At 58.2% G+C, this 24,271-nt stretch carries 22 protein-coding genes and 1 pseudogene; 16 read left to right on the top strand and 7 right to left on the bottom strand.

Annotation, left to right across the window (positions count from 1 at the left end):
• The first annotated feature begins 16 nt into the window (after nucleotides 1-16).
• The 11 genes from KJF94_RS10725 to KJF94_RS10675 all read left to right on the top strand — a co-directional run bounded on the left by KJF94_RS10725 (nucleotide 17) and on the right by KJF94_RS10675 (nucleotide 13,659).
• The gene (locus KJF94_RS10725) at nucleotides 17-943 is read left to right on the top strand and encodes a carbohydrate ABC transporter permease (protein WP_214383230.1); all 927 of its coding nucleotides are present in this window, start codon (nucleotides 17-19) and stop codon (nucleotides 941-943) included.
• A 10-nt stretch (nucleotides 944-953) separates the two neighbouring features.
• Nucleotides 954-1,784: a carbohydrate ABC transporter permease gene (locus tag KJF94_RS10720; protein WP_007936731.1), complete on the top strand. Its 831-nt coding sequence runs from the start codon at nucleotides 954-956 to the stop codon at nucleotides 1,782-1,784.
• Nucleotides 1,785-1,953: 169 nt separating this feature from the next.
• The gene (locus KJF94_RS10715) at nucleotides 1,954-3,057 is read left to right on the top strand and encodes an ABC transporter ATP-binding protein (RefSeq protein WP_214383228.1); all 1,104 of its coding nucleotides are present in this window, start codon (nucleotides 1,954-1,956) and stop codon (nucleotides 3,055-3,057) included.
• 16 nt (nucleotides 3,058-3,073) lie between these two features.
• Nucleotides 3,074-4,546, top strand: a complete 1,473-nt coding sequence (locus KJF94_RS10710) for a mannitol dehydrogenase family protein (protein WP_214383226.1) — start codon at nucleotides 3,074-3,076, stop codon at nucleotides 4,544-4,546.
• A 184-nt stretch (nucleotides 4,547-4,730) separates the two neighbouring features.
• The gene (gene xylB / locus KJF94_RS10705) at nucleotides 4,731-6,227 is read left to right on the top strand and encodes a xylulokinase (protein ID WP_214383224.1); all 1,497 of its coding nucleotides are present in this window, start codon (nucleotides 4,731-4,733) and stop codon (nucleotides 6,225-6,227) included.
• A gap of 13 nt (nucleotides 6,228-6,240) precedes the next feature.
• A complete protein-coding gene (locus tag KJF94_RS10700) occupies nucleotides 6,241-7,185 on the top strand; it encodes a carbohydrate kinase family protein (protein ID WP_214383222.1) in 945 nt (314 codons plus the stop codon).
• A 274-nt stretch (nucleotides 7,186-7,459) separates the two neighbouring features.
• Nucleotides 7,460-9,751: a type VI secretion system Vgr family protein gene (locus tag KJF94_RS10695; RefSeq protein WP_214383220.1), complete on the top strand. Its 2,292-nt coding sequence runs from the start codon at nucleotides 7,460-7,462 to the stop codon at nucleotides 9,749-9,751.
• Nucleotides 9,748-11,316: a hypothetical protein gene (locus KJF94_RS10690; RefSeq protein WP_214383218.1), complete on the top strand. Its 1,569-nt coding sequence runs from the start codon at nucleotides 9,748-9,750 to the stop codon at nucleotides 11,314-11,316. Before KJF94_RS10695 ends, KJF94_RS10690 begins: the two co-directional genes overlap by 4 nt.
• Before the next feature lie 5 nt (nucleotides 11,317-11,321).
• Entirely contained in the window at nucleotides 11,322-12,263 is a 942-nt protein-coding gene (locus KJF94_RS10685) for a PoNe immunity protein domain-containing protein (RefSeq protein ID WP_214384833.1), read from the top strand.
• 218 nt (nucleotides 12,264-12,481) lie between these two features.
• Nucleotides 12,482-13,039, top strand: a complete 558-nt coding sequence (locus KJF94_RS10680; protein WP_214383217.1) for a YcxB family protein — start codon at nucleotides 12,482-12,484, stop codon at nucleotides 13,037-13,039.
• A gap of 68 nt (nucleotides 13,040-13,107) precedes the next feature.
• Nucleotides 13,108-13,659 (top strand): hypothetical protein, encoded by a 552-nt coding sequence (locus KJF94_RS10675; RefSeq protein WP_214383215.1) that lies wholly within the window; start codon nucleotides 13,108-13,110, stop codon nucleotides 13,657-13,659.
• A 96-nt stretch (nucleotides 13,660-13,755) separates the two neighbouring features.
• Here the strand turns inward: KJF94_RS10675 and KJF94_RS10670 are convergent, their stop codons facing one another.
• A complete protein-coding gene (locus KJF94_RS10670; RefSeq protein ID WP_214383213.1) occupies nucleotides 13,756-14,052 on the bottom strand; it encodes a hypothetical protein in 297 nt (98 codons plus the stop codon).
• 506 nt (nucleotides 14,053-14,558) lie between these two features.
• On the opposite strand from KJF94_RS10670, the gene KJF94_RS10665 reads away from it, so the two are divergent.
• Entirely contained in the window at nucleotides 14,559-14,825 is a 267-nt protein-coding gene (locus KJF94_RS10665) for a DUF2790 domain-containing protein (RefSeq protein WP_214383211.1), read from the top strand.
• A gap of 60 nt (nucleotides 14,826-14,885) precedes the next feature.
• Here KJF94_RS10665 and KJF94_RS10660 read toward each other — a convergent pair whose 3' ends face one another.
• Nucleotides 14,886-15,155, bottom strand: a complete 270-nt coding sequence (locus KJF94_RS10660) for a DUF1652 domain-containing protein (protein WP_214383209.1) — start codon at nucleotides 15,153-15,155, stop codon at nucleotides 14,886-14,888.
• Between the two features lie 307 nt (nucleotides 15,156-15,462).
• Between KJF94_RS10660 and eco the strand changes: the two genes are divergently transcribed.
• A complete protein-coding gene (eco, locus tag KJF94_RS10655; RefSeq protein WP_214383207.1) occupies nucleotides 15,463-15,945 on the top strand; it encodes a serine protease inhibitor ecotin in 483 nt (160 codons plus the stop codon).
• Nucleotides 15,946-16,117: 172 nt separating this feature from the next.
• Here eco and ilvA read toward each other — a convergent pair.
• Nucleotides 16,118-17,113: pseudogene (gene ilvA, locus KJF94_RS10650) on the bottom strand (threonine ammonia-lyase, biosynthetic); the annotation flags it as partial.
• A 247-nt stretch (nucleotides 17,114-17,360) separates the two neighbouring features.
• Here ilvA and KJF94_RS10645 point away from each other — a divergent pair.
• Nucleotides 17,361-17,696: a DUF2834 domain-containing protein gene (locus KJF94_RS10645; RefSeq protein ID WP_214383205.1), complete on the top strand. Its 336-nt coding sequence runs from the start codon at nucleotides 17,361-17,363 to the stop codon at nucleotides 17,694-17,696.
• A gap of 124 nt (nucleotides 17,697-17,820) precedes the next feature.
• Here the strand turns inward: KJF94_RS10645 and KJF94_RS10640 are convergent, their stop codons facing one another.
• Together KJF94_RS10640 and KJF94_RS10635 are read right to left on the bottom strand one after the other, a co-directional pair.
• Nucleotides 17,821-18,744, bottom strand: a complete 924-nt coding sequence (locus KJF94_RS10640; protein ID WP_214383204.1) for a magnesium transporter CorA family protein — start codon at nucleotides 18,742-18,744, stop codon at nucleotides 17,821-17,823.
• Between the two features lie 7 nt (nucleotides 18,745-18,751).
• Complete coding sequence (locus KJF94_RS10635; RefSeq protein ID WP_250548260.1) at nucleotides 18,752-20,326, bottom strand: RimK family ATP-grasp domain-containing protein; 1,575 nt, start codon at nucleotides 20,324-20,326, stop codon at nucleotides 18,752-18,754.
• A gap of 92 nt (nucleotides 20,327-20,418) precedes the next feature.
• On the opposite strand from KJF94_RS10635, the gene rimI reads away from it, so the two are divergent.
• Nucleotides 20,419-21,516 (top strand): ribosomal protein S18-alanine N-acetyltransferase, encoded by a 1,098-nt coding sequence (rimI, locus tag KJF94_RS10630; protein ID WP_214383203.1) that lies wholly within the window; start codon nucleotides 20,419-20,421, stop codon nucleotides 21,514-21,516.
• Nucleotides 21,517-21,622: 106 nt separating this feature from the next.
• On the opposite strand, the gene KJF94_RS10625 is transcribed toward rimI, so the two are convergent.
• Nucleotides 21,623-22,774 (bottom strand): PQQ-dependent sugar dehydrogenase, encoded by a 1,152-nt coding sequence (locus KJF94_RS10625; protein WP_214383202.1) that lies wholly within the window; start codon nucleotides 22,772-22,774, stop codon nucleotides 21,623-21,625.
• 51 nt (nucleotides 22,775-22,825) lie between these two features.
• Nucleotides 22,826-23,182 (bottom strand): hypothetical protein, encoded by a 357-nt coding sequence (locus KJF94_RS10620; RefSeq protein WP_214383201.1) that lies wholly within the window; start codon nucleotides 23,180-23,182, stop codon nucleotides 22,826-22,828.
• Between the two features lie 186 nt (nucleotides 23,183-23,368).
• Between KJF94_RS10620 and ku the strand changes: the two genes are divergently transcribed.
• Complete coding sequence (ku, locus tag KJF94_RS10615) at nucleotides 23,369-24,241, top strand: non-homologous end joining protein Ku (protein ID WP_214383200.1); 873 nt, start codon at nucleotides 23,369-23,371, stop codon at nucleotides 24,239-24,241.
• Nucleotides 24,242-24,271 lie beyond the last annotated feature (30 nt).

Below are 24,271 nucleotides of genomic sequence, written 5' to 3'. Positions count from 1 at the left end.
AATCGGTTTTAACGCCATGAATATTTCAACTGCCAAAGCTCACATGGACATTCCCCAACCGGTGCGTAAAAGCCGGTTGGCCAATCCCGGCTGGTTTCTGGTCAGCCCCTCGGTGGCGTTGTTGCTGCTGTGGATGATCGTGCCGCTGGGCATGACGCTGTACTTCTCGATGATCCGCTACAACCTGCTCAACCCCGGTGAAAACGAGTTCGTCGGGCTGGAGAACTTCACCTATTTTCTGACGGACTCCGGGTTCATGCCCGGCGCCACCAACACCTTGTTGCTGGTGGGCAGCGTGTTGCTGATCAGCGTGGTGCTCGGGGTGTTGATCAGCGCGCTGCTGGAGGCCAGTGAGTTTCTCGGTCGCGGCATCGTGCGGGTGATGCTGATCTCGCCGTTCTTCATCATGCCCACCGTCGGTGCGCTGATCTGGAAGAACCTGATTTTCCACCCGGTGTCGGGGATTCTTGCCTACGTCTGGAAACTGTTTGGCGCGCAACCGGTGGACTGGCTGGCGCACTACCCGCTGCTGTCGATCATCATCATAGTCTCGTGGCAATGGCTGCCGTTCGCGATCCTGATTCTGATGACCGCCATGCAGTCCCTCGACCAGGAACAGAAAGAAGCCGCGCGCCTGGACGGTGCCGGCCCTGTCGCGATTTTCTGGCACCTGACCCTGCCACACCTGGCGCGTCCCATCGCGGTGGTGGTGATGATCGAAACCATCTTCCTGCTCTCGGTGTTCGCCGAAATCTTCACCACCACCAACGGTGGCCCCGGCTACGCCTCGACCAACCTCGCCTACCTGATCTACAACCAGGCGCTGGTGCAGTTCGACGTCGGCATGGCGTCCGCCGGCGGCTTGATTGCGGTGGTGATCGCCAACATCGCGGCCATCGTGCTGGTGCGGATGATCGGCAAAAACCTGACAGACAAAGCCTGAGGCCTGCGCCATGACCCTTCAACAATCCCGCCGCCTGCAAAGCCTGCTGCTCGGCACCCTGGCCTGGGCCATCGCGATCCTGATCTTCTTCCCGATCTTCTGGATGGTGCTGACCAGTTTCAAAACCGAAATCGACGCGTTCGCCACGCCACCGCAGTTCATCTTCACCCCGACGCTGGAGAATTACCTGCACATCAACGAGCGCAGCGATTACTTCAGTTTCGCCTGGAACTCGGTGGTGATTTCCTTCAGCGCCACCGCCTTGTGCCTGCTGATTGCGGTGCCGGCGGCCTACTCCATGGCGTTCTACGAAACCCAGCGCACCAAAGGCACGCTGCTGTGGATGCTCTCCACCAAGATGCTGCCGCCGGTGGGCGTACTGATGCCGATCTACCTGCTGGCCAAGAGCTTTGGCCTGCTCGACACGCGGATTGCGCTGATCGTGATCTACACGCTGATCAACCTGCCGATCGTGGTCTGGATGATTTACACCTACTTCAAGGACATCCCCAAAGACATCCTCGAAGCCGCACGCCTCGACGGCGCCACGCTGTGGCAGGAAATGGTCCGGGTGCTGCTGCCGATCGCCAAGGGCGGTCTGGCTTCCACGGTGCTGCTGTCGCTGATCCTGTGCTGGAACGAAGCGTTCTGGTCGTTGAACCTGACCTCGTCGAAAGCCGCGCCACTGACCGCGTTGATCGCGTCGTACTCGAGTCCCGAAGGCCTGTTCTGGGCCAAGTTGTCGGCGGTGTCCACGCTGGCCTGCGCGCCGATCCTGATCTTCGGCTGGATCAGCCAGAAACAACTGGTCCGCGGCCTGTCGTTTGGCGCTGTGAAATGAGGATCGCCCACCCAACGCGAACCACCGTAACGTCCGCCGGACACGATCTTTGTAGGAGCCAGGCTTGCCGGCGAAGGCGCCCTTGAGATCGCCTTCGCCGGCAAGCCTGGCTCCTACACAAAAAGCCCGTCCGACGTAAACGAATAACAACAAGCGGAGGCCCATCACCATGGCCAACCTGAAAATCAAGAATCTGCAAAAAGGCTTCGAAGGCTTTTCCATCATCAAAGGCATCGACCTGGAAGTGAACGACAAGGAATTCGTGGTCTTCGTCGGCCCGTCGGGCTGCGGTAAATCCACCCTGCTGCGGCTGATCGCCGGCCTGGAAGAAGTCAGCGGCGGCACCATCGAACTCGATGGCCGCGACATCACCGAAGTCAGCCCGGCCAAGCGTGACCTGGCGATGGTGTTCCAGACTTACGCCCTGTACCCGCACATGAGCGTGCGCAAAAACATGTCGTTTGCCCTCGATCTGGCCGGCATGCCGAAAGCCGAAGTGGAAAAAAAGGTCGGCGAAGCGGCGCGCATCCTCGAACTCGGGCCGATGCTGGAGCGCAAGCCGAAGCAACTGTCCGGCGGCCAGCGTCAACGCGTCGCCATCGGTCGCGCCATCGTACGTAATCCGAAAATCTTCCTGTTCGACGAACCGCTGTCCAACCTCGACGCCGCCCTGCGCGTGCAGATGCGTCTGGAACTGCTGCGCCTGCACAAAGAGCTGCAAGCCACGATGATCTACGTGACTCACGATCAAGTCGAAGCCATGACCATGGCCGACAAAGTGGTCGTGTTGAATGGCGGCAAGATCGAGCAGGTCGGTTCGCCGCTGGACCTGTATCACCAGCCGGCCAACCTGTTCGTCGCCGGTTTTCTCGGCACGCCGAAAATGGGTTTCCTCAAGGGCAAAGTTACCCGTGTCGACGGCCAAAGCTGCGAAGTGGCGCTCGATGCGGGCACCCGCATCACCTTGCCGTTGAGCGGCGCCAACCTGAGCGTCGGCGGCGCGGTGACCCTGGGTATTCGCCCGGAACATCTGGAACTGGCGCAACCCGGCGACTGCACTTTGCAAGTCACCGCCGACGTCAGCGAACGCCTGGGCAGCGACACCTTCTGCCACGTGCTGACCTCGTCCGTTGAAGCGCTGACCCTGCGCGTTCGCGGCGACCTGGCCAGCCGTTATGGCGAAACCCTGAGCCTGCACCTGGATGCCGAACACTGCCATTTATTCGATGCCGACGGCGTGGCGCTGACCCGCCCGTTGCGCGCAGCGGCCTGATTTCAGAGAGCCTGTGATGAAACTGAATAAACAGAACCTGCACCACCTCGCTCCCGAGGTGGTCATGCCCGCCTACGCCCTGAGCGACACCCGCCAAGGCATCGCGCACATCGGCGTCGGCGGTTTCCACCGTGCCCATCAGGCGTACTACACCGACGCCTTGATGAATACCGGCGAGGGCCTGGACTGGGCGATTTGCGGCGTTGGCCTGCGCACCGAAGACCGCCGCGCCCGGGACGATCTGAAGGAGCAGGATTACCTGTTCACCCTGTTCGAGTTGGGCGACACCGACGACACTGAAGTCCGGGTCATTGGCGCGATCCGCGACATGCTGCTGGCAGAGGACGGCGCGCAAGCGTTGATCGACAAACTGGCCAGCCCCGAGATTCGCATCGTCTCGCTGACCATCACCGAAGGCGGTTACTGCATCGACGACAGTAACGGCGAATTCATGGCTCATCTGCCGCAGATTCAGCACGACCTCGCGCACCCGGATTCGCCGAAAACCGTGTTCGGTTTCCTCTGCGCCGCGTTGGCCAAACGCCGTGCCGCCGGCACCCCGGCGTTCACCTTGATGTCCTGCGATAACCTGCCGCACAACGGCGCGGTCACCCGCAAGGCGCTGCTGGCCTTCGCTGCTTTACGCGATCCGGACCTACGCGACTGGATCGCCGAGCACGTCAGCTTTCCCAACGCCATGGTCGACCGCATCACGCCGATGACCAGCACCGAACACAAGCTGCAATTGCACGACAAACATGCCGTCGACGATGCCTGGCCGGTGGTCTGTGAACCGTTTGTGCAATGGGTGCTGGAAGACAAGTTCGTCAACGGCCGTCCGGCCTGGGAAAAGGTCGGCGTGCAGTTCACCGATGACGTCACGCCGTATGAAGAAATGAAGATCAAACTGCTCAACGGCAGTCATCTGGCACTGACCTATCTCGGGTTTCTGAAGGGATATCGCTTCGTTCACGAGACCATGAACGATCCGCTGTTTGTGCGGTACATGCGCGCCTACATGGACCTGGACGTCACGCCGCAGCTGTCTTCCGTGCCAGGGATCGACCTGACCGAGTACAAGAACACGCTGGTGGAGCGCTTCTCCAATCAGGCGATTGCCGATCAGCTGGAGCGTGTGTGTTCGGATGGTTCATCGAAATTTCCCAAGTTCACCGTGCCGACGATTAACCGATTGATTGCCGATGGCCGGGAGACCCGGCGTGCGGCATTGGTGGTGGCGGCGTGGGCGTTGTATTTGAAGGGGGTGGATGAGAATGGCGAGACCTACTCGATTCCCGATCCGCGCGCCGCGTTTTGCCAGGCGCTGGTGGCGGATGATGCGTTGATCACGCAGCGGCTGTTGGCGGTGGAGGAGATCTTTGGCACGGCGATTCCGCGTTCGCCAGAGTTTGTCGCGGCGTTTGAGTGGTGCTGCAACAGTTTGCGGGAGGTGGGCGTGACGCGGACCCTGGAGCGGGTGCTGGCTTAAGGACGACGGTGAAACCTTGCCGTCATCGCGGGCAAGCCCGCTCCCACAGGGATCAATGTCGTTCACAAATGTGTGTTCCACCACGGGCCAATGTGGGAGCGGGCTTGCCCGCGATGGCTGACCGTCAGCCTCCAAATATGTTGAATGCGGGCTGATATCAACCTGACGCACCAAGGACCTCCCCATGGCAAACCATCAACTCTTCCTCGGCATCGACTGCGGCACCCAAGGCACAAAGGCCATCGTTCTCGATGCGGTCAGCGGTCAGGTCCTTGGCCAGGGCGCTGCCGCACACACGTTGATCAGCGGCGCCAATGGCCGTCGTGAGCAGGACACATCGCAATGGCTTGAAGCGTTCACTTCAGCGACTCGCCGTGCCTTGCTCGCTGCCAACGTCGACGGCCAGCAGATCCTCGGCATCGGCGTCTCCGGCCAACAACACGGCCTGGTCCTGCTCGATGATCAAGGCCAGGTGCTGCGCCCCGCCAAGCTCTGGTGCGACACCGAATCCACCGCGGAAAACGACCGCCTGCTCGCCCATCTCGGCGGTGAAAAAGGCTCGCTGGAACGCCTCGGCGTGGTCATCGCACCGGGCTACACGGTATCAAAACTGCTCTGGACCAAAGAACAACACCCGGAGGTTTTTTCCCGGATCGCCCGCATCCTGCTGCCCCACGACTACCTCAACCACTGGCTCACCGGCCGCAGTTGCAGCGAGTACGGCGACGCCTCGGGCACCGGTTATTTCAACGTGCGCACCCGCCAGTGGGACCTGCAGCTGTTGCGCGACATCGACCCCAGCGGACGCTTGCAAGCCGCGCTGCCGGAGCTGATCGACGCCCATCAAGCGGTCGGCACGATCCTGCCGGGCATCGCCGAACACTTGGGCATTAACCCCAAGGCGCTGGTCTCCAGCGGCGGCGGCGACAACATGATGGGCGCCATCGGCACCGGCAACATCCGACCCGGCGCGATCACCATGAGCCTCGGTTCCTCGGGCACGGTGTATGCCTATGCTGATCAACCCAAAGTCAGCCCGGACGCCTCGGTCGCGACGTTCTGTGCCTCCAGCGGTGGCTGGCTACCGCTGATCTGCACCATGAACCTGACCAACGCCACCGGAGTGGTTCGCGATTTGTTCGAGCTGGATATCGAACGGTTCAACGACCTCGTGGCGCAAGCGCCGATCGGTGCCGAAGGCGTGTGCATGCTGCCGTTCCTCAACGGCGAACGCGTCCCCGCGCTGCCCCACGCCACCGGCAGCCTGCTGGGCTTGACCATGACTAACCTGACGCAAGCCAACCTGTGCCGCGCCGTGGTCGAAGGCACGACCTTCGGTTTGCGTTACGGACTGGACCAGCTGCGCCAGAATGGCTTACAAAGCCTGCGCATCTGCCTGATTGGCGGCGGCTCGAAAAGCCCGGTGTGGCGGCAGATCGTCGCCGACATCATGAACACCCCGGTGATCTGCACCGAACAAAGCGAAGCCGCCGCCCTCGGCGCGGCGATTCAGGCCGCGTGGTGCAAGTCCTGGGCAAACGGCCACGAAGACAGCCTGGCGGACCTGTGCGAGCGTTGCGTGAAGCTTGACCTCGCCAGTGAAACCCTGCCGATCGCAGCAAACGTGGCGGCCTGTCAGCAGGCCTATGAACGCTATCAACAGCATGTCGCAACCCTTTAAAGAGTGAATAACTATGTACCTGGTGTGTGGCGAAGCGCTGTTCGATTTCTTCAGTGAAGACGACGCCAGCGGCCTGGCTTCAAAAGTGAATTTCAAGGCGATTGCCGGTGGCTCACCGTTCAATGTCGCGGTCGGTTTACGCCGGCTCGGCGTGGATGCGGCGCTGTTTGCCGGGCTGTCGACCGACTACCTTGGCCGACGTTTGCAGCAAGTGCTGCAGGATGAAGGCGTGCGTCCGGATTACCTGGTGGACTTCGCGGCACCGACCACGCTGGCGATGGTCGCGGTCGGCGCCAATGGCTCGCCGCATTACAGCTTCCGTGGCGAAGGCTGCGCGGATCGTCAATTGAAACCTGAGCATCTGCCGGAGTTAGGCCCGGAGGTGCGCGGCTTGCACATCGGCTCGTTCTCGTTGGTGGTGCAGCCGATTGCCGACACATTGCTGGCCTTGGTGCAGCGGGAAAGCGGCAAACGGCTGATCAGCCTCGATCCGAACGTGCGGCTCAATCCTGAACCGAACATCGACCTGTGGCGTTCGCGCGTGGCCACGTTGGTCGAGCTGGCCGACCTGATCAAAGTCAGCGACGAGGACTTGAGCCTGTTGTATCCCGAGCAGGATCCGCAGCGCGTGATTGAAGGCTGGTTGCAGCATCGCTGTCAGTTGGTGTTTTTGACCCGCGGTGGCGAGGGTGCGACGGTGTTCAGCCGCCAGCATGGTTCGTGGTCGGTGCCGGCCTGTTCGGTGAAGATTGCCGACACCGTGGGGGCTGGCGATACCTTTCAGGCGGCGCTGATTACCTGGCTGACCGAGCAGCAGCTGGATTCGGTGGAAGGCGTGCAATCGCTGGCCCGCGAGCAGATCGACGGGATGTTGAGGTTTGCGGTGCAAGCGGCGGCGCTGACGTGCAGCAAGACCGGGCCGGATTTGCCGTATCGGCGGCAGTTGGATCTTGGCTAAAGCCGATGGCCTCATCGCGGGCAAGCCCGCTCCCACAGGGTTTTCTGGCGTACACAGAATTTGCGTACGACATAAACCACTGTGGGAGCGGGCTTGCCCGCGATAGCTAACGTCCAGACGCTGAAAATGATGGGGTGCTTGACGACCAAAACCATACCATTAAGGGTTTCCCCGATGCAGCCCTGCCTCATCGCCTACGGCATTTGCGCCTTGAACGAGGCGGTTTAATCCTGCACCATCCGCATCTGCTTATCCAAAGGACGGAATTCAAGGCATGCTGGACGCAAACGCAATCCATATTTCCCTCACGCTGGAAGGCGTTTCCGTTGACCTTCAGGTTCTCAGTTTCGTCGGTCGCGAAGCCCTCAATCAGCCCTTCTGTTTTGACATCGAACTGGTCAGCACCCGCCCCGACCTGAAGCTCGAAGAGTTGCTGCACAAGCGTGGCTGCCTGACGTTCGGCGCCACCGGCGAAGGCATCATTCACGGCCTGGTCTATCGCATCGAGCAAGGCGACTCCGGCAAAAGCCTGACCCGCTACAGCATCAGCCTGGTGCCGCAACTGGCGTATCTGCGGCATAACCATGACCAGCAGATCTTCCAGCATTTGACGGTGCCGAAGATCATCGCCCAAGTCCTCGAAGACAGGGGAATCCTGGCCGACGCCTACAGCTTCCAGCTCGGCGCGATCTACCCGGAGCGCGTCTACTGCGTGCAGTACGACGAATCCGACCTGCATTTCATCCAGCGTCTGTGCGAGGAAGAAGGCATTCACTTCCACTTCCAGCACAGCAGCAGCGGCCACAAACTGGTGTTCGGCGACGACCAGACGGTATTCCGCAAACTCGCGCCCGTGGCCTATCAGCAAGATTCGGGCATGGCCGCCGAGAAACCGGTGATCAAGCGCTTCAACCTGCGCCTGGAAACCCGCACCACCCGCGTCAGCCGTCGCGATTACGATTTCGAAAAACCCCGCATCCTCCCGGAGGGCGCCGCTTCCAGCGCGTTCGCGCCTGATCTGGAAGACTACGACTACCCAGGCCGATTCACCGACCGGGCCCGCGGCAAGCAACTGGCAACCCGCGCCCTTGAGCGCCACCGCAGCGACTACAAACTCGCGGAAGGCAAAGGCGATCAGCCGACGCTGGTCAGCGGCCACTTCATGGCCCTGAGCGAACACCCGCGCGCCGAATGGAACGACCTCTGGCTGCTGCTGGAAGTGGTCCACGAAGGCAAGCAGCCGCAAGTGCTGGGCGAAAACGTCACCAGCGACGTCACCCAGAACAAAGACGATTTCCATCAGGGCTACCGCAACCGCTTCCTCGCCACACCGTGGGACGCGCACTACCGCCCTGCCCTCGAGCACCCGAAACCGCAAGTCCTCGGCAGCCAGACCGCCATCGTCACCGGCCCGCCGGGTGAAGAAATCCATTGCGACGAGTACGGCCGCGTCAAAGTGCAATTCCACTGGGACCGCGACGGCCAGGCCAACGACAACACCAGCTGCTGGCTGCGCGTTGCCACCGGCTGGGCCGGCAGCGCCTACGGCGGCATCGCCATCCCGCGCGTCGGCATGGAAGTACTCGTCACCTTCCTCGAAGGCGACCCCGACCAACCGTTGATCACCGGCTGCCTGTACCACAAGGAAAACGTCGTCCCCTACGACCTGCCGGCGAACAAGACCCGCAGCACCTTCAAGACCCTCAGCTCCCCGGGCGGCAAGGGCTACAACGAATTCCGCATCGAAGACAAAAAAGGCGCGGAACAGATCTACCTGCACGCCCAGCGCGATTGGGACGAAAACATCGAGCACGACCAGAAAATCCGCATCGGCAACGAACGGCATGACACGGTCGAGGCCAAGGTGTTCAGCGAGTTCAAGGTGGAAGAGCACCGGATCACGCATCTGGACCGCAAGACCGAAGCGCGGGCGGATGATCACCTCACGGTGGGCGTGACTCAGCACGTCAAAGTCGGCACAGCGCAGTTTGTTGAAGCTGGTGAGGAGATTCACTACCACGCGGGCAACAAGGTCGTGGTTGAAGGCGGGATGGAACTGACGGCGAAGGCTGGGGGGAGTTTCGTCAAGGTTGATGCGGGTGGCGTGACCATTAGTGGTGCTGAGGTGAAGGCGAACTCGGGCGGTGCGCCGGGGGCAGGAACCGGGATTGGAATCCTTGCTCCGCTTATTCCGGGACTCGCCGCTGCCGATATCGCCGGGCAGCTGATGAAACAAGCCAAGGCCAATCCGACCTGGCTGGAATTGAACCTGCATTACGACAACCTTGAGCCGGTGCCGGGTGCGTCGTATCGCGTTGACTTTGCAGACGGGTCCACGCGTGAAGGCGTGCTGGATGACGACGGCTTCGCCCGGTTGGAGGACGTCCCGAAAGGACCGGCCATGGTTTACTACGGCGAGGATCCAAGGCCGTTCAACCGTGAAACCGTAACGGTGGTGCAGAACTCGGACGAAAAGGTTAACGAAGATTTACGCAAGCTCGGTCTGGACCCGGACCAGGTTGATTTACAAGCATTGGTGGAGAAAGCCGCAGGGAGGCTGACATGAGCGAGGCAGTAGCTGAGAGCGCAAACGACGGAGGCGAAGACCGTAGCGCCGCCTATCAAGAGGCAGCGGTTGAATTGGCCAAAGGCATCGCGCTCGGCGCCGTGCCCTTTCTGGGCCAAGCCATCGACGCCTACGACACCATCGAATCCTCCATCGTCCTCTACAACGCAGAGTCGACGGATGGAAAGGAAGACGCACAATTTGACCTGCTGATGGCCGTCATCGGCTGGGTGCCTGGACCGGGTGACGGCCTGAAGAAGAGCTTGCGAATCGTCAACAAAGACCCGCAACGCTACGCCCCGGTGTTGTTCGACCTGCTTCGCTTCGTACTGCAAGAGTGCGGAGTTAAAACCAGCCCGGAAGAACTGCTCAAACAGATATTCGATGCAGGAAAACTGCGCGCTGAGCTTGATGAGATCATCACCGGCGTAAAAGGCTCATCCACTTTCCAGAGCCTGCCGAACTGGGCAAAAACATCAGTCGTCACCGTCCTCGCCGCCTCCCGCGACAACATGCCGGCCATGGTGGGGATTGTTGAGAAGCGGTTGGTTAAGTGGAAAGGGATGCAACGCAATAGTTCTGCGGCCTCCTCCGGATCAAGCCACCCGAAAAAAGCGGAAAAGCCTGCCAATAAAGACTCCGCCGTTGCGGCGAAAGGAACCGAGGGTGCGAGCGGCACCCATTCCAACCAGGTTGAAGCTTCCAAAGTTGGCCTTCAGGCGCCTGCCAGTATTTTGAATGAAGGACTGGGGGTTAGCGGGGAGCATATTGCCGACTACATCTGCGCGGTGGAGTTTGGTTGGGGTCAGGATTGGGATGGCCACGATAAGGGCGCGGATGGGAAGTGGCTGGAGGGTGTGCCGAGTGCGAGTAAATCGGGGAAGCTTTCTGCGGGTGGGAGTCCTAAGGCGAAGCACGTTCTCTACAAACTGTCTGATGGCGCTAACGGAACGGGGATAGATGCGGTTTGGCGAGCGAACCCGGCCAATAATGGCGGCGAAAAATTTGCCATTGTTGAGGCGAAGGCGAGCAAAGATGAAGATGCGCCGAAATTTATGCGTAAGCCGAACAATACGCGTAAGCCTGGAGTTGCCTCGAAGCTAGGTGTCTCAGGATTGGGCGATCCAAGTACGCTGCTTGAACCCATCGAAAACGAGCAAGATGCCAGTGAGAAAAAAAGCCCGAGCGCCAAGAACACCGGCAGATCAAAAAAACAGCCCTCCAAAAACTCAAAAATCAGGACCACCAAACCCAAAGACGTTCTCGTACAGATGAGCGTGGAATGGATACTGTTTAATCTTCAAAAAGCCGTCGGCAATCGAATACTCGCCGCCCAAGTAGAAACTTCTTATAGTCGTCATTTATTTTATTCCCCACTCTACCACCCTAGCTCCAGCCCTAAAGAGCATGCTGAGGCCAGATTAAAAAATGCAAATGAAAGCGAACACCACGCTCACAAAGCGTTTCATTACAATGAGGCAGAGGTTAAAGCGTTTGTAAACAAGCGCAAAAAGTCCCTGACCAAAAAATATGGTGCATTGGACACCCTAAAGATTGAGGCTTGACAGCTATGAACATGCGGCAGAAATTTTTTAGTCAAAAACACTATGAGAATTTTCTCAGAGAACATGATGAGCTAATCGAATTTTTCAAAATAAACAAATTCAAATCTGACTCCGCTCTAGAAGAAGCCTCTCAGCGCGCCAAATACTTCCAGACGCTCGCTTTAGACAAGTTACTCGCCACTTACACTGCAGGTGAGAATATAGAAACCCTTATTACTCTCCTTGAAGATTTGGTGGAAAAATACGAAATCCGCCAAAAAACACTTGCCGAGTATCAGGGCATCCCAAATATATCGCCATTGGCAATAGACGACTGGCCTAACCAATATGAAGAAGCCGTCCAGGTAATCAGTTTGTGCATACTTTTGCACCGGACTGACTTGCTCCCACGCTTCGTCAAGCTCATGGATGACGCAGGATATGCGGGTGACGACACGCTTTACGAAGCCCTACTGAACAAGGTAATGCCTAATCGGCACGATGTTGACGAGTGGTATCACGATGTATATACGCCACTTATTCAAGCTATTTACAGCGATGAAAAAGAAGAACCGCCAAAACTTCTGAAAAAATATTGCCAGCAATGGTATCCAGCTTTCAAACAAGCTCCTTGGCACGACACTCACCTTCAAGGAGAGGAAGGAATCTATGTGGGTTACTGGGCCTTTGAAGCTGGTGCGGTTGCATTTTTGTACGGCATAGACGACAGCAAAATTGACCATATGGTTTATCCAAAGGACTTGGTCGAATACGCTAGAAACTACCAAGGAGTTACGGACTCTCAAGTTAATCGTATTGTTGCCGGTGAGCCGTGCAGTAAACCGGGCTTTTGGTTTACACCGGCACAGGGCAACTCAAGACGCCACTTCCAGCAAGGTGAGATCATGCCGAGCATCAGTGACTCGAAGTGGGGAGATACACTTTGGTATTGGTCGGGCGAAGAATAGACCCTGTATAGAAGAAGCATTGCGGCAGATTGGGACTATGGCCCGTCGGAAACGGTCACCCATAAATCGCAAATATTTAAGCCAGTGCCCTTTTCAGAAACGGACGTCGAACTCAGCTCATGGAACTTCATTTCACCATAACCCCCGCACTAACCCAGACCCGATTGGCTGAACTGCTGGAGCGCGAAATGCTTTAGAATGATCAGCAGCTCAGCAACATGCAGGACCACGTCGACGGTTTGCAGGACCGCTGGCTCACGCTTTTGTTGTTTGCCCTCTGTCTGGTTGCCGGTGCGCTGGCGCTCTATTTGCCCGATCGCGAGATAACAGCCGAGAAGGTCATTTCCCTAGCTCTGTGCGCGGTGACTTTGGTCTTACTCTGTTGGTTCGGCTCTGATCGCTTGATTCGCTATTTGCGTACTCGTATCGTCGCCAACCGTGCCAAGCCGCGCACAACTTTCCGCGGATGGAACAAGCGCCTTATCGAAGCCAGGCTACGCACAAACCTCAAGACCGCTGAAGGAGCTTATCGCCTTCAACTCGATGATCAGGGTTTCACCATGATCAGGCCCAAGGGCATCAAGAGCGGGTTAGCGTGGGGACAAATTGTGCGAGTGAGGGAAACGCCCGATTTCTACTTGGTTGCCTGTGCCGAACTGGATCGAAAGGGAAAGGCGTATGTCATCCCCAAACACAGCAATGCCATGGACGCTGAGCTGTATCAACAAGGCCTGAAACTGTTTCTGAGTCGCGTACCGAACTCGGCCGCATTTTGAATCCGGCGAAGACCGCGAATGGGACTTCACTCGATCGCTTGGCCTCATCGTCCGTCTGGCAAGACCAAATGAAAAATTTTGTGTTTGGCATTGGACTTGCCACTTTTTGCGTTCAGGTGTTTGCTGATCAACCGTCGCTACAAACGATGGTTGATTGTGAACTGGCAGAATCACAACACACGATTTCGCTGCTGCGTGGTTCGCCAATCGTCGATTCCTATATTTACAAAACCCGCTACGGTCAAATCACCCGGTTCATATACGACGATGCAGAGGCCTCTCGAGGGAGCGACGTGCAATGGCAATGTGCATCAGATCAAAAAAATACAAACGTACTGGTAGTGTCGGGCGAATTCGCTTCTAACTATCTGCAAGGTGCTTTGTTCTATTTCGATTCAACGGATGGGAAAATCCAACGTATCGATTTCGCCGAAAGAAACCGTCCTCGCTGGGTAAAAATTTCCTCGCAGGGAGCGCAGGTGATTTTTGAGAATACGGGTAATGAAAGCTCGCACAAATATTTGAGCTACGGAAAAGACGGGATTTTCCTCGAATTAGATGAGTTTCCAGCGACCCTGCCCAGTGAATCGTTGATAGAACTGAACACCTCTAAGCCTTGACGCGACGCCCTCAAGTTGCGTTACCAATAGATCAAAACACCGTCCATAAAAAAATCCAGCGCCAAAAGGCGCTGGATTTGTCTGTGAATTCTAACGTCAGACAGGCGCCTTCCAACTCAACATCCGTTGCTGAGCAACCTTCAGCAGATCGCAACCGTCCTGCGTCAGCAGGTAAAGCGCATGGGTAATATGCGGAATGTCCTGCACGTCGCCGTCCTTGAAACATTGAATATGGAGCGTTTCCAGTAAATCACTGGAGGCGCGGACGCGCTGGAGGGCGGCTTCGAGGATGTCTTGAGGGTCGGCTTCTGTGTCGATGACCAAGGGGGATGAAGCGGTGACGCTGCTTTTGATTGAACGGTAGCGATCGGGGAATGGATTGATCGATTGCATAGTAATTACTCGAGTATTAATTAGTAATCGCCAGCACCGTGACCAAACGATGGAGGCGGCTGTGTACAGGCTTGGTCAACCGGTAACACTCAAACGGCTCGCCCGAAGGCGTCCTGCACACAGCCACCATTGCAACGCACTACAAGACTCAAAAGTCTGCGGCGCGAATGATCGCACATCTATGCACAAGTGTTATCAGGTGACCAAACCTGTTCGCTGATTTTGCAGCGAGCCCAAACAGTAATTGCTACGCCCACCATCGGAAAGTCGACAAAGCATCCATCCTTGTAGGACGAAGCCGAAGCTACTGAGGATTCTTACCCCTACGAAACGCCTGACAGAATTCCCCGTCACGACAGGCGGCATTCAGCCCGGTTAACCATCGCTTAACGCTGCGGTCCAAAACTTTACTGGACCGCACGCCCTCAGGTTTTTCTGACGCCCAGTGCGGCAGGCTCGACGCTCGTTACGTCGAGCGCACTTTCTGTCTGCACTGGAGATCGCTCATGAACATGCGCACTTTGCTGGTTACCGCCGCCCTCGCCTGCACCGGTTTTACCGGCCTGGCCCAGGCCAACAACACCGCTTCTTCGCAAGCAGTGCCCTATGAATACGGCATGCCGCTGCACGTAGCCAAGGTGGTTTCGCTGACCGAACCTTCGACCCTGGATTGCAAAGTCATCACGGCGGACATGAAGTACATTGATGCGTCAGGCAAACCCGCAGAGATCACGTATCGCAAACTGTCCGATGCATGCAGTTATCAGAATTGATCGGAAACAACGAACGCGGGTCTGGCTTCATGGCCAGACCCGGAATGTGACGACAGCGAGTTACAGTGCTTGCCGGTCGGGGTGCAGTGTCTGGGTGCTGGCCTGATGCTCCATGTCGGAGCGCAATACGCTGATCAGGTCTTGTATTTCCCGACATCCATTGAGCGAATTGGCATCGATGCCGGTTTTCAACAGCTCTACTTGATCGGTTTCACCGTCCGAATACACCTTGACGGTCATTTTAAGGTCCGGCGACAGCGTGCATTGACAACGTTTCGGCAGAAAACTGCTTTCTACGATGTTGCGGAGTTCCAAGGCAGAAAGAAACATGGCGACCCTCTCCTTAATTGTGAGATTGCCAATCAGCTATCAATGCCGACTCAATAAATTCGCGGTCAGCTTCAGGACCAGCTACAGCATAAAACATGCCTCGGATTTCGCCGTGCAGCTCATCGGCAAATCAAGGGTTTAATGTGTCTTCAAGTAAACAGGCTCATGCAATTTGCAAAAAACCCGGTTCTCGTCCCTGCAAATTGCAACCTGATGAGTCCGGGTTTGCATTGGCCGCCCATGGCAGTAAAAATTGCGACCCGTTCATTCAGTATCCGCTGACCCTACTCACACGCAAGGAGGCATCATGGGTTCATTGACCTATATCACTACCGTCGGGCTGATAGTTGCCGAGCTATCGACCGTCGCTCATGCGGCGAAACTCGAAGACGTCGCGCCCTTCCCCAAAGCCGAAAAAGGGTTTACACGCCAGGTCATTCACCTGGCGCCACAGAAGCAGGAAGACAGCTACCAGGTCGAGATTCTTGCCGGCAAGACTTTGAGCGTGGACTGCAATCGCCAGCGCCTGGGCGGCATGCTCGAGGAGAAGAACCTCGAGGGCTGGGGCTATCCGTTCTACCGCCTGGAAAAAGTGATCGGCCCGATGAGCACGCTGATGGCCTGCCCGGATGGCAAAAGCACACAGGACTTCGTCCCGGTGGTCGGCGACGGTTTCATGTTGCGCTACAACAGCAAGCTGCCGATCGTGCTTTATGTGCCCAAGGATGTTGAGGTCCGTTATCGGGTCTGGTCGGCGTCAGACAAGGTCGAAAAAGCTGTTCAGGAATAACCAGCAAATGCAAAACCTGTGGGAGCGAGCTTGCTCGCGATAGCGGACGCTCAGGCACCACCCGTGTTGAATGTACAACCGTCATCGCGAGCAAGCTCGCTCCCACAGGGGATTGGGTGTGCAAGTCTTACTCCGATTGGCCTTCTGCGTACGCTCATGCCGGGGTGCCGCTCAATGCGGCGCGTTCGGCGACATGGCGCAAGCTGTCGAAATTGATGTTGGCGCCGGAGTCGATGGCCACCAGTGTCTGGCCACGCACGCCCGTCTGCGCCACGTACTTCTTGATGCCCGCCACGGCCAACGCGCCAGAAGGTTCGGTGATCGAGCGGGTATCGTCGTAGATATTCTTGATCGCGGTGCAAAGTTCGTCGTTGCTGACGGTCACCACCTCATCCACGCAAAACCGGCAGACTTCAAATCCATAAGCGCCGATCTGCGCAACGGCGACGCCATCGGCAAATGTGCCTACGTTCGGCAGGACAACACGCTCGCCGGCCTGTAGCGCGGCGGACAGGCACGCGGAATGTTCCGACTCGACACCGATGATGCGGACTTCAGGGCGCAAGTATTTGACGTATGCGGCGATGCCCGCGATCAAGCCGCCACCGCCCACCGGCACAAAGATCGCGTCGAGCGGCCCTTGGTGCTGACGCAGGATTTCCATGGCGACGGTACCCTGCCCGGCGATCACTTCCGGGTCGTCGAACGGCGAGACAAAGGTTCGGCCGGTTTGCTCAGCCAGGTTCAATGCGTACGACAGGGCAAACGGAAAACTTTCCCCGTGCAACACTGCCTCGGCGCCCCGACTGCGGACCCCGAGCACTTTCAATTCCGGCGTTGTGGCGGGCATGACGATGGTGGCGGCAATCCCCAACTCACGTGCTGCCAGCGCCACGCCTTGCGCATGGTTGCCGGCGGAAGCGGTGATCACGCCACGGGCCTTTTGCGCATCGCTCAGCTGAACCAGTTTGTTGTAGGCGCCGCGGATCTTGAAGGAAAAGGTCGGCTGCAAGTCTTCACGCTTCAGCAGGATCTGGTTGCCAAGGGCTTCGGACAGCGCCGGCGCCGCTTGCAATGGCGTGCGCACCGCCAGTTCGTACACCGGCGCGGCGAGGATCTTTTTGACGTAGTGCTCGAGCAAGGCCTGCTGGGCGGGTGTGCTATCCATGGTCGTCTCCTGACGTTGATCAGAACCCAGGAGACAGAAAGTAAAAACCCGCCTCGAGGGCGGGTTGGGTGCTGCAGTCGTGAGCTAGCCCGCCAAATGAGGAATGGCGGTAATAATGCTTGGCTGGCAGCGCAATACGGTGGAAGTCATGGCTGGAAATTAGCCGGGCATGGGGGGCAAGTCAATGGTCAATTTCCTTCAGCTTCGGTAGGCTCGGGATTCCGCTCATTGTCCAAGGAAGGAAACCATGAAGTCTGTCGCCCTGCCCCTGACTGCCCTGCTCGCCTTTGCTGGCTACACCGTTTCGGTGATGCTCCAGGCTGAACAGTCGTTGATTGAATTTGGCATCAGCCTGATGTCGCGGCCGGATACGGCACAGGTGGTGATTGATCTATACCTGCTGGCGACGCTGGCCGGGGTGTGGATGTACCGCGATGCGCGCCAGCGTGGGCGGTCGGCGTTTTCCGTCATTCCCTATCTTTTGCTCACTGCGGTTTTTGTGTCGGTTGGGCCGTTGTTGTACCTCGTTGTTCGTGGGCTGCAGGACAGAAAAAAGCCTGTCGACGCCGAACAAGCAGCCTGATTCTGGATTTGCGGTGGTGTTGAGATTGTCATCGCTGGCAAGCCAGCTCCCACAGGTTTTGTGAACGCCGCAGATCACTGTGGGAGCGGGCTTGCCCGCGATGGCGGCATCACTGACGCCGAGATCATTTCGCCAACCGCCTGAGCCCCAAAACCATCACCCCCGCCCCCAGCATCATCGCCGTCAGAAACAACGGATACGAAACCCACCACGGCGTGCCCGCCGTCATCATGCTGAACTCGGACATGCCGCCGATGCTCGCAATCAGGTTCAACGGCAGGAACACCACGTTGATCAGCGTCAGTTTGCGCAGCAGGTTGTTCATGCTGTTGTTCATCAGGTTGCCCCGGGCATCGATCAGCCCGGAGAACACTGTGGAGTAGATTTCCGCCTGTTTGTAGCACTGGTTGTTTTCGATGATCAGATCGTCGATCAGGCCGATGGCCTCGGCGCTGAAGCGCTGTTTTTCCGCGTGGTTGCGCAGCCGGGTCAGGACTGCGCCGTTGCTGTGAATCGCGTTGATGTAATAGATCAGGCTTTCGCTGAGGTTGAACATCTGAATCAGGTGCTGGTTCTGCATCGACGCGTTGAATTTCTGCTGCAACTCCCGCGCGACCAGCTTGATCACCTTGAGGTGGCCCAGGTAGTGATGGATGTTGTTGAACAGCAGGTCGAGCAATACATCCAGTGGCGTGTTCAACTTCTGCCGGGTGCCGAGCCCATGCAGGGGCGAATCGTCGGTGGCGATTACCAGCAGACTCTGCGTAGAAAACAGCAAACCGCAGGACGACACTTCAAAGGCCAGGCTGCCGGCGCCGGAATAGTTTTCCGGACGCTTCCAGATCAGAAACAAATTGTCGGGGTGAAACTCGATACGCGATACCTCGTCCGGGTCCAGCGCCGAGGCCAGCGCGTGTTCATCGAGCTTGAAATGGCTGTGCAACAAGTCGCGCTCGGCCGCATCGGGGTTGCTGAACAGCATCACCTCGGCGTCCAGCCGTTCGACCGCTTGCAGCGCGCCGTGGGTCAGTTGAAAGCTCTTGATCATCGGCCGCTCACCAGGCCTGGCCGCGACGTTTCAGTTCCAGTCGGCGCACGAACTCTTCCAGCACCAGCGAGTACAGATCGTCCTGCAAGTAGGCGTCTTCGATGCCGGCGTCCATGTTCGGGTTGTCGTTGACCTCGATCACCACCACCTTGTCGCCGGACTGCTTGAGGTCGACGCCGTAGAGGCCGTCGCCGATGAGGTTGGCGGTTTTCACCGCCAGCTCCACGACGGCGCGCGGCGCTTCATGAACCGCCAGCGTGCGGCATTCGCCGTTGATGTCCTGACCCTTGGCCTTGTGGTTGTAGATCTGCCAGTGGCCCTTGGACATGAAGTATTGGCAGGCAAAGATCGGTTTGCGGTTGAGCACGCCAATGCGCCAGTCGTACTCGGTGTAGAAAAATTCCTGAGCCAGCAACAGCACTGAGTGCTCGAACAGTTCGGCCGTCGCTTCGAGCAAGGCTTGCTGGCTTTCGACCTTGATCACGCCGCGGGAGAAACAACCGTCGGGAATCTTCAACACCAGCGGAAATCCCAGACGCTCACCGACCCGTTCGAAGTCTTCCGGTCGTTCCTTGTAGAGGATTTCGGTGGCGGGCATGCCCAGCTGATGGCTTTTGAGCAGGTCAGTCAGGTAGACCTTGTTGGTGCAGCGCAGGATCGACGCCGGATCGTCCATCACCACCAGGCCTTCGCTCTCGGCTTTCTTGGCGAAGCGGTAGGTGTGGTTGTCGACACTGGTGGTCTCGCGGATCAGCAGGCCGTCGTATTCGGCGATGCGCGCGTAGTCCTTGCGCTCGATCAGCTCCACATCGATGCCCAATGTCTTGCCGACGCGTACGAAATTGTCCAGCGCCTTGGGGTTGGACGGCGGCAGTGCTTCCTGCGGATCGTGCAGGATCGCCAGGTCATAGCGGGCCAATCGTCGCGAACGCGGCATGCGCCAGATCTTGCGACTGAAACTGTCCAGCGAGTTGGCAAACTGATCTTCCTGATCTTCGCGCAACTTGTGCAGCGCACCCGACTTGACGCCTTCAATGTGCCAGCCGTTAGTTCGACGGAACTCAACCAATAATATCGGGCATGGAAAGACTTCAAATAACTGTCGTGCCAGATCCTGCAACGGTTCGATATTGGTCCGGCCAAAGTAAAGTGTCAGAGTGAAGCCTTCGGTATCGCTGTAAAGATGATTGCTCAGGGCTTTTTCCAGCGGTTTGTCCAGATCATCAAGGGCCAGACCGTAGAGGGATTTTTTGGTCAGCTCGCTGATGGTCCGCACCGACGGAATGACCTTGTGCCCCCGTGCTTCAGCCAGCAGCGAGCAGTAATACCCGTGCCCCAGGTACTTGTAGCTGCGACACAGGTTGATCACCTGGACCCGTTTGCCCTGCTCGTTGTCGCGAGTCTGCTCGAGGTATTCCTGAGCCGTGACGATGTCTTCGCTGGGGAAGTAGGACGCCCAGTCTTCCTTGCGTTCGACGATGATAATCAACTGGCTGGAAGTTCTAACCGTGTCATTTAAAAAAGTTGCCGCCGGCAAAGTTTGCTCGGATACTTCGCGCCAATGACCCTGTACCGCTGACATAGTGATTGATCCGTTGGAGAACAAGACCTTTCCTATTAAGCACGAACTTTTTCGAAAGTCCCGTTTCGTTACGCAACTTTTACGGCGGTCATATGAATCCTGTCTTTCGCTTGGCGGTAGTTGAAGACTTACCCGCGTTGCTGGCACTCGAACAGCAATGCTTCACCACGGACCGGCTTACCAGTCGCAGTTTTCAGTGGATGATCACCCGGGCTCACGGGCAGCTGTTGGTGGCTGAACGCGACGGGCAATTGCTGGGTTACGCGGTGGTGCTGTTTCACCGGGGCACGTCGCTGGCGCGGCTCTACTCGATTGCCATTGCTGAACAGGCACGAGGCAACGGACTGGGCAAGCAATTGCTTGAGCGCATCGAGGCATGTGCCCTTGAGCATGACTGCGCTTACTTGCGGCTGGAGGTGCGCATCGACAACCCTGCGGCGATTGCCCTGTATGAGCGCAACGGTTATCGGCGTTTCGCACTGATTCACGATTATTACCAGGACCACGCCGATGCGCTGCGCCTGGAGAAACGCATCCTTCAGCATCGCGATGCCCGCAGCATCAAAGTGCCGTGGTATGCGCAGACCACCGATTTCACCTGCGGCCCGGCGTGCCTGTTGATGGCCATGGGCGCCCTGCACGCCGATCGCGTGCTGGAGCGCCGCGAAGAACTGCAGATCTGGCGTGAGGCGACCACCGTGTTCATGACCTCCGGCCACGGCGGCTGCAGCCCTCAAGGTCTGGCACTGGCGGCAGCGCGGCGCGGGTTTCGCGTGCGCTTGCAAGTGAGCATGGCGGGGCCGTTGTTTCTCGATGGCGTGCGCGATGAGCATAAAAAAGATGTCATGCGCCTGGTGCACGATGAGTTCGCGGCACAGTTGAACGCCACAGACGTCGAACAGGTGCTCGGCGGGCCGCTGGACCTGCCACGATTATTGGCCGATGGCGGGCAGCCGCTGGTGCTGATCAGCAGTTATCGGCTGACCCGTTCCAAATCGCCGCACTGGGTGGCCGTCACCGATTGCGATGAAGAGTTCGTCTACCTGCACGACCCGGATGTCGACCATAGCCAGCATCGTCAACCCATGGACTGTCAGCATCTGCCGGTCAGCCATGGGGAGTTCGAGAAGATGTGCAGTTTCGGGCGGGGCAAACTTCGGGCGGCGGTGATTCTCTATCGCCGAGAGTAACCTGTGGCGAGGGAGCTTGCTCCCGCTCGGCTGCGAAGCAGACGCCTGCAAGGGGGGCGCTTCGCACCCCAGCGGGAGCAAGCTCCCTCGCCACAAAAGGCATCGGTTACTTCAGGCCAACCTTGTACAGAGTCCCATCATCCTCATCAGTGAGCACATACAAATACCCGTCCGGCCCCTGCCGCACATCGCGAATGCGCTTGTTGAGTTCGCCCATCAAGCGCTCTTCGTGAACCACTCTGTCGCCGTCGAACTGCAGGCGAATCAGTTCCTGAGTGACCAGCGCACCGATAAACACGTTGTGCTGCCAGGGCTTGAAGCGGTCTGCATCGTAGAACGCCATGCCGCTCAGGCCAGGGGATTTTTCCCAGACGTGGCGCGGCGGGACGGTGCCTTCGGCGGTCTTGCCCTTGGCTTCCGGAATCGGCTGGCCGGAGTAGTTGATGCCATGGGTCGCCAGCGGCCAGCCGTAATTCTTGCCGCGCTCGATGATATTCACCTCGTCACCCCCTAGCGGGCCGTGCTCGTTTTCCCAGAGCACGCCGGTCCATGGATTGAGCGCCGCGCCTTGCGGGTTACGCTGGCCGTAGGACCAGATTTCCGGGCGTACGCCGGACTGACCGACAAAGGGGTTGTCGTCGGGTACCTTGCCGTCCGGGTAGATCCGCACAACCTTGCCCTGCAGCTTGTCCAGATCCTGGGCCGTGGGCCGGTCGTTGTTCTCGCCGAGGGTGATAAACAGATAGCCATCGCGGTCGAATACCAGACGCGAGCCGAAGTGATTGCCGACCGAGAGCTTCGGTTCCTGGCGGAAGATCACCTTGAAATTGTTGATCGCTGTCAGGTCCTCCGACAGCTGCCCGCGACCGACTGCCGTACCGGCCTTGTCGCCCTCACCCCCGCCTTCGGCATACGACAGATACACCGTGCGGTCCTGCTGAAAGTCGGGCGACAGCACCACATCCAGCAAACCGCCCTGGCCTTTGGCCCAGACTTTAGGTACACCGCTGAGCGGCGCCGAGAGCTTGCCATCCGCACCGACCACACGCAGGTTGCCGGGCCGTTCGGTCACCAGCATCCCTTGCCGATCCGGTAGAAACGCCAGGGCCCAGGGATGATCCAGCCCCTGGACGATCGGCGTGACCTCAAGGGTGCCCTGCTCGCTTTTCAGTTCTTGGGCGGGCGCCGCGAAAACCGCAGCGGCTGTGGTGATGAGTGCGCTGGCACAGACTGTGGCCAAGAGAGTCTTACGCAACATGCACGATTCCTTTTGTCGTCTGAATGGCTGACAGTAATTGTGTTCTGCCGCTCAACGGTTGCTGGTGTCCGCGTCGCGATGGGGCGGATTCGGGATGAATTTCGGAGGGCTGGCGGGCGCTGTCCGGTCTTGGGGATAGCGATTGCCGATGCCGCCGTTATCGAGTGTCGGCGGTCGCGGTACGGGCACGGTGTTCGGCCCGCGAATGGCCGGAGCGCCGGGTTGCGTGCCTTGCATACTGTTGGGGTTGGCCCGACGAATCGGGCTGTTGTAAGGGTTGCTGGTGCTGCCCGTCGGACTTTGGGCCAGCAGCAACGGAATGGATGGCAATGCGATATCGGCCTGAGCCAGGTTGCCCAGCACGCCACTCAATGCCATCGCGGTGACGCCAAGCACAAATCGGTTCATGGGCAGCCTCTCTACTTGATTACAGCCTTCGATAGCACGCTACGCCCAGGGTTCGGATTTGTTAACCAAAACCTCCCCGGCAAGATGTAACACGAAGTTGATCCCCCGGCGGGCCTGGGCCACACGCCGCTGAAACTTTTGCGCCGGGCCACGGGTCACCTGATCATCACTCGCGAGTAGACGACCATGGCACGGGCAATCTGGAAAGGCGCAATCAGTTTCGGGCTGGTGCATATCCCTGTGGCGCTGGTCTCGGCGACGTCTTCGCAAGGGGTGGATTTCGACTGGCTCGACAGCCGCAGCATGGACCCGGTGGGTTACAAGCGCGTCAACAAGGTGACCGGCAAGGAAGTGACCAAGGAGAACATCGTCAAAGGTGTGCAATACGAAAAGGGTCGATATGTGGTGCTCAGTGAAGAGGAAATCAAATCGGCGCATCCACTGTCCACGCAGACCATCGACATTTTTTCCTTTGTCGACAGTGATCAAATCCCCCTGCAAAACATCGACACGCCCTACTACCTCGCGCCGGACAAACGCGGTGGCAAAGTCTATGCGCTGTTGCGTGAAACCCTGAGCAAAACCAACAAGGTCGCCCTCGCCCATGTCGTTTTGCACACCCGTCAGCATCTGGCCGCGCTGATGCCGCTGGACTCGGCAATGGTGTTGGTAATGCTGCGCTGGCCAGCGGAAGTACGCAGCCTCGACACGCTGGAACTGGGCAGCGAGGTGACCAAACCGGAACTGGCCAAGGGTGAACTGGACATGGCCAAACGCCTGGTGCAGGACATGAGCGGAGACTGGAGCCCCGACGATTATCGCGACGGTTTTGAAGACAAGATCATGGCGTTGGTCGAGAAGAAGGCGAATGAAGGGAAGATCGAGGATGTCGAGACGGCGACGGGCGAGGAAGAGCGCAAGACGGCGGATGTTATCGATTTGACCGAGTTGCTGAAACGCAGTTTGGGGGGCAAGGCTGGCGGGAAGACGGCTGCGAAACCGAAGGCAGCGGATAAACCGGCGGCGGCGAAAAAAGCGACCAAGCGGTCGAGTGGTTGATCGATGGTGGGGTACCCGAAAATTTGTTGG

This window comes from Pseudomonas hormoni, assembly GCF_018502625.1.
GTDB lineage: Bacteria > Pseudomonadota > Gammaproteobacteria > Pseudomonadales > Pseudomonadaceae > Aquipseudomonas > Aquipseudomonas hormoni.
The sequence above is the reverse complement of the archived record's forward strand: the minus strand, read 5'-3'. Positions and strand labels throughout refer to the sequence as shown.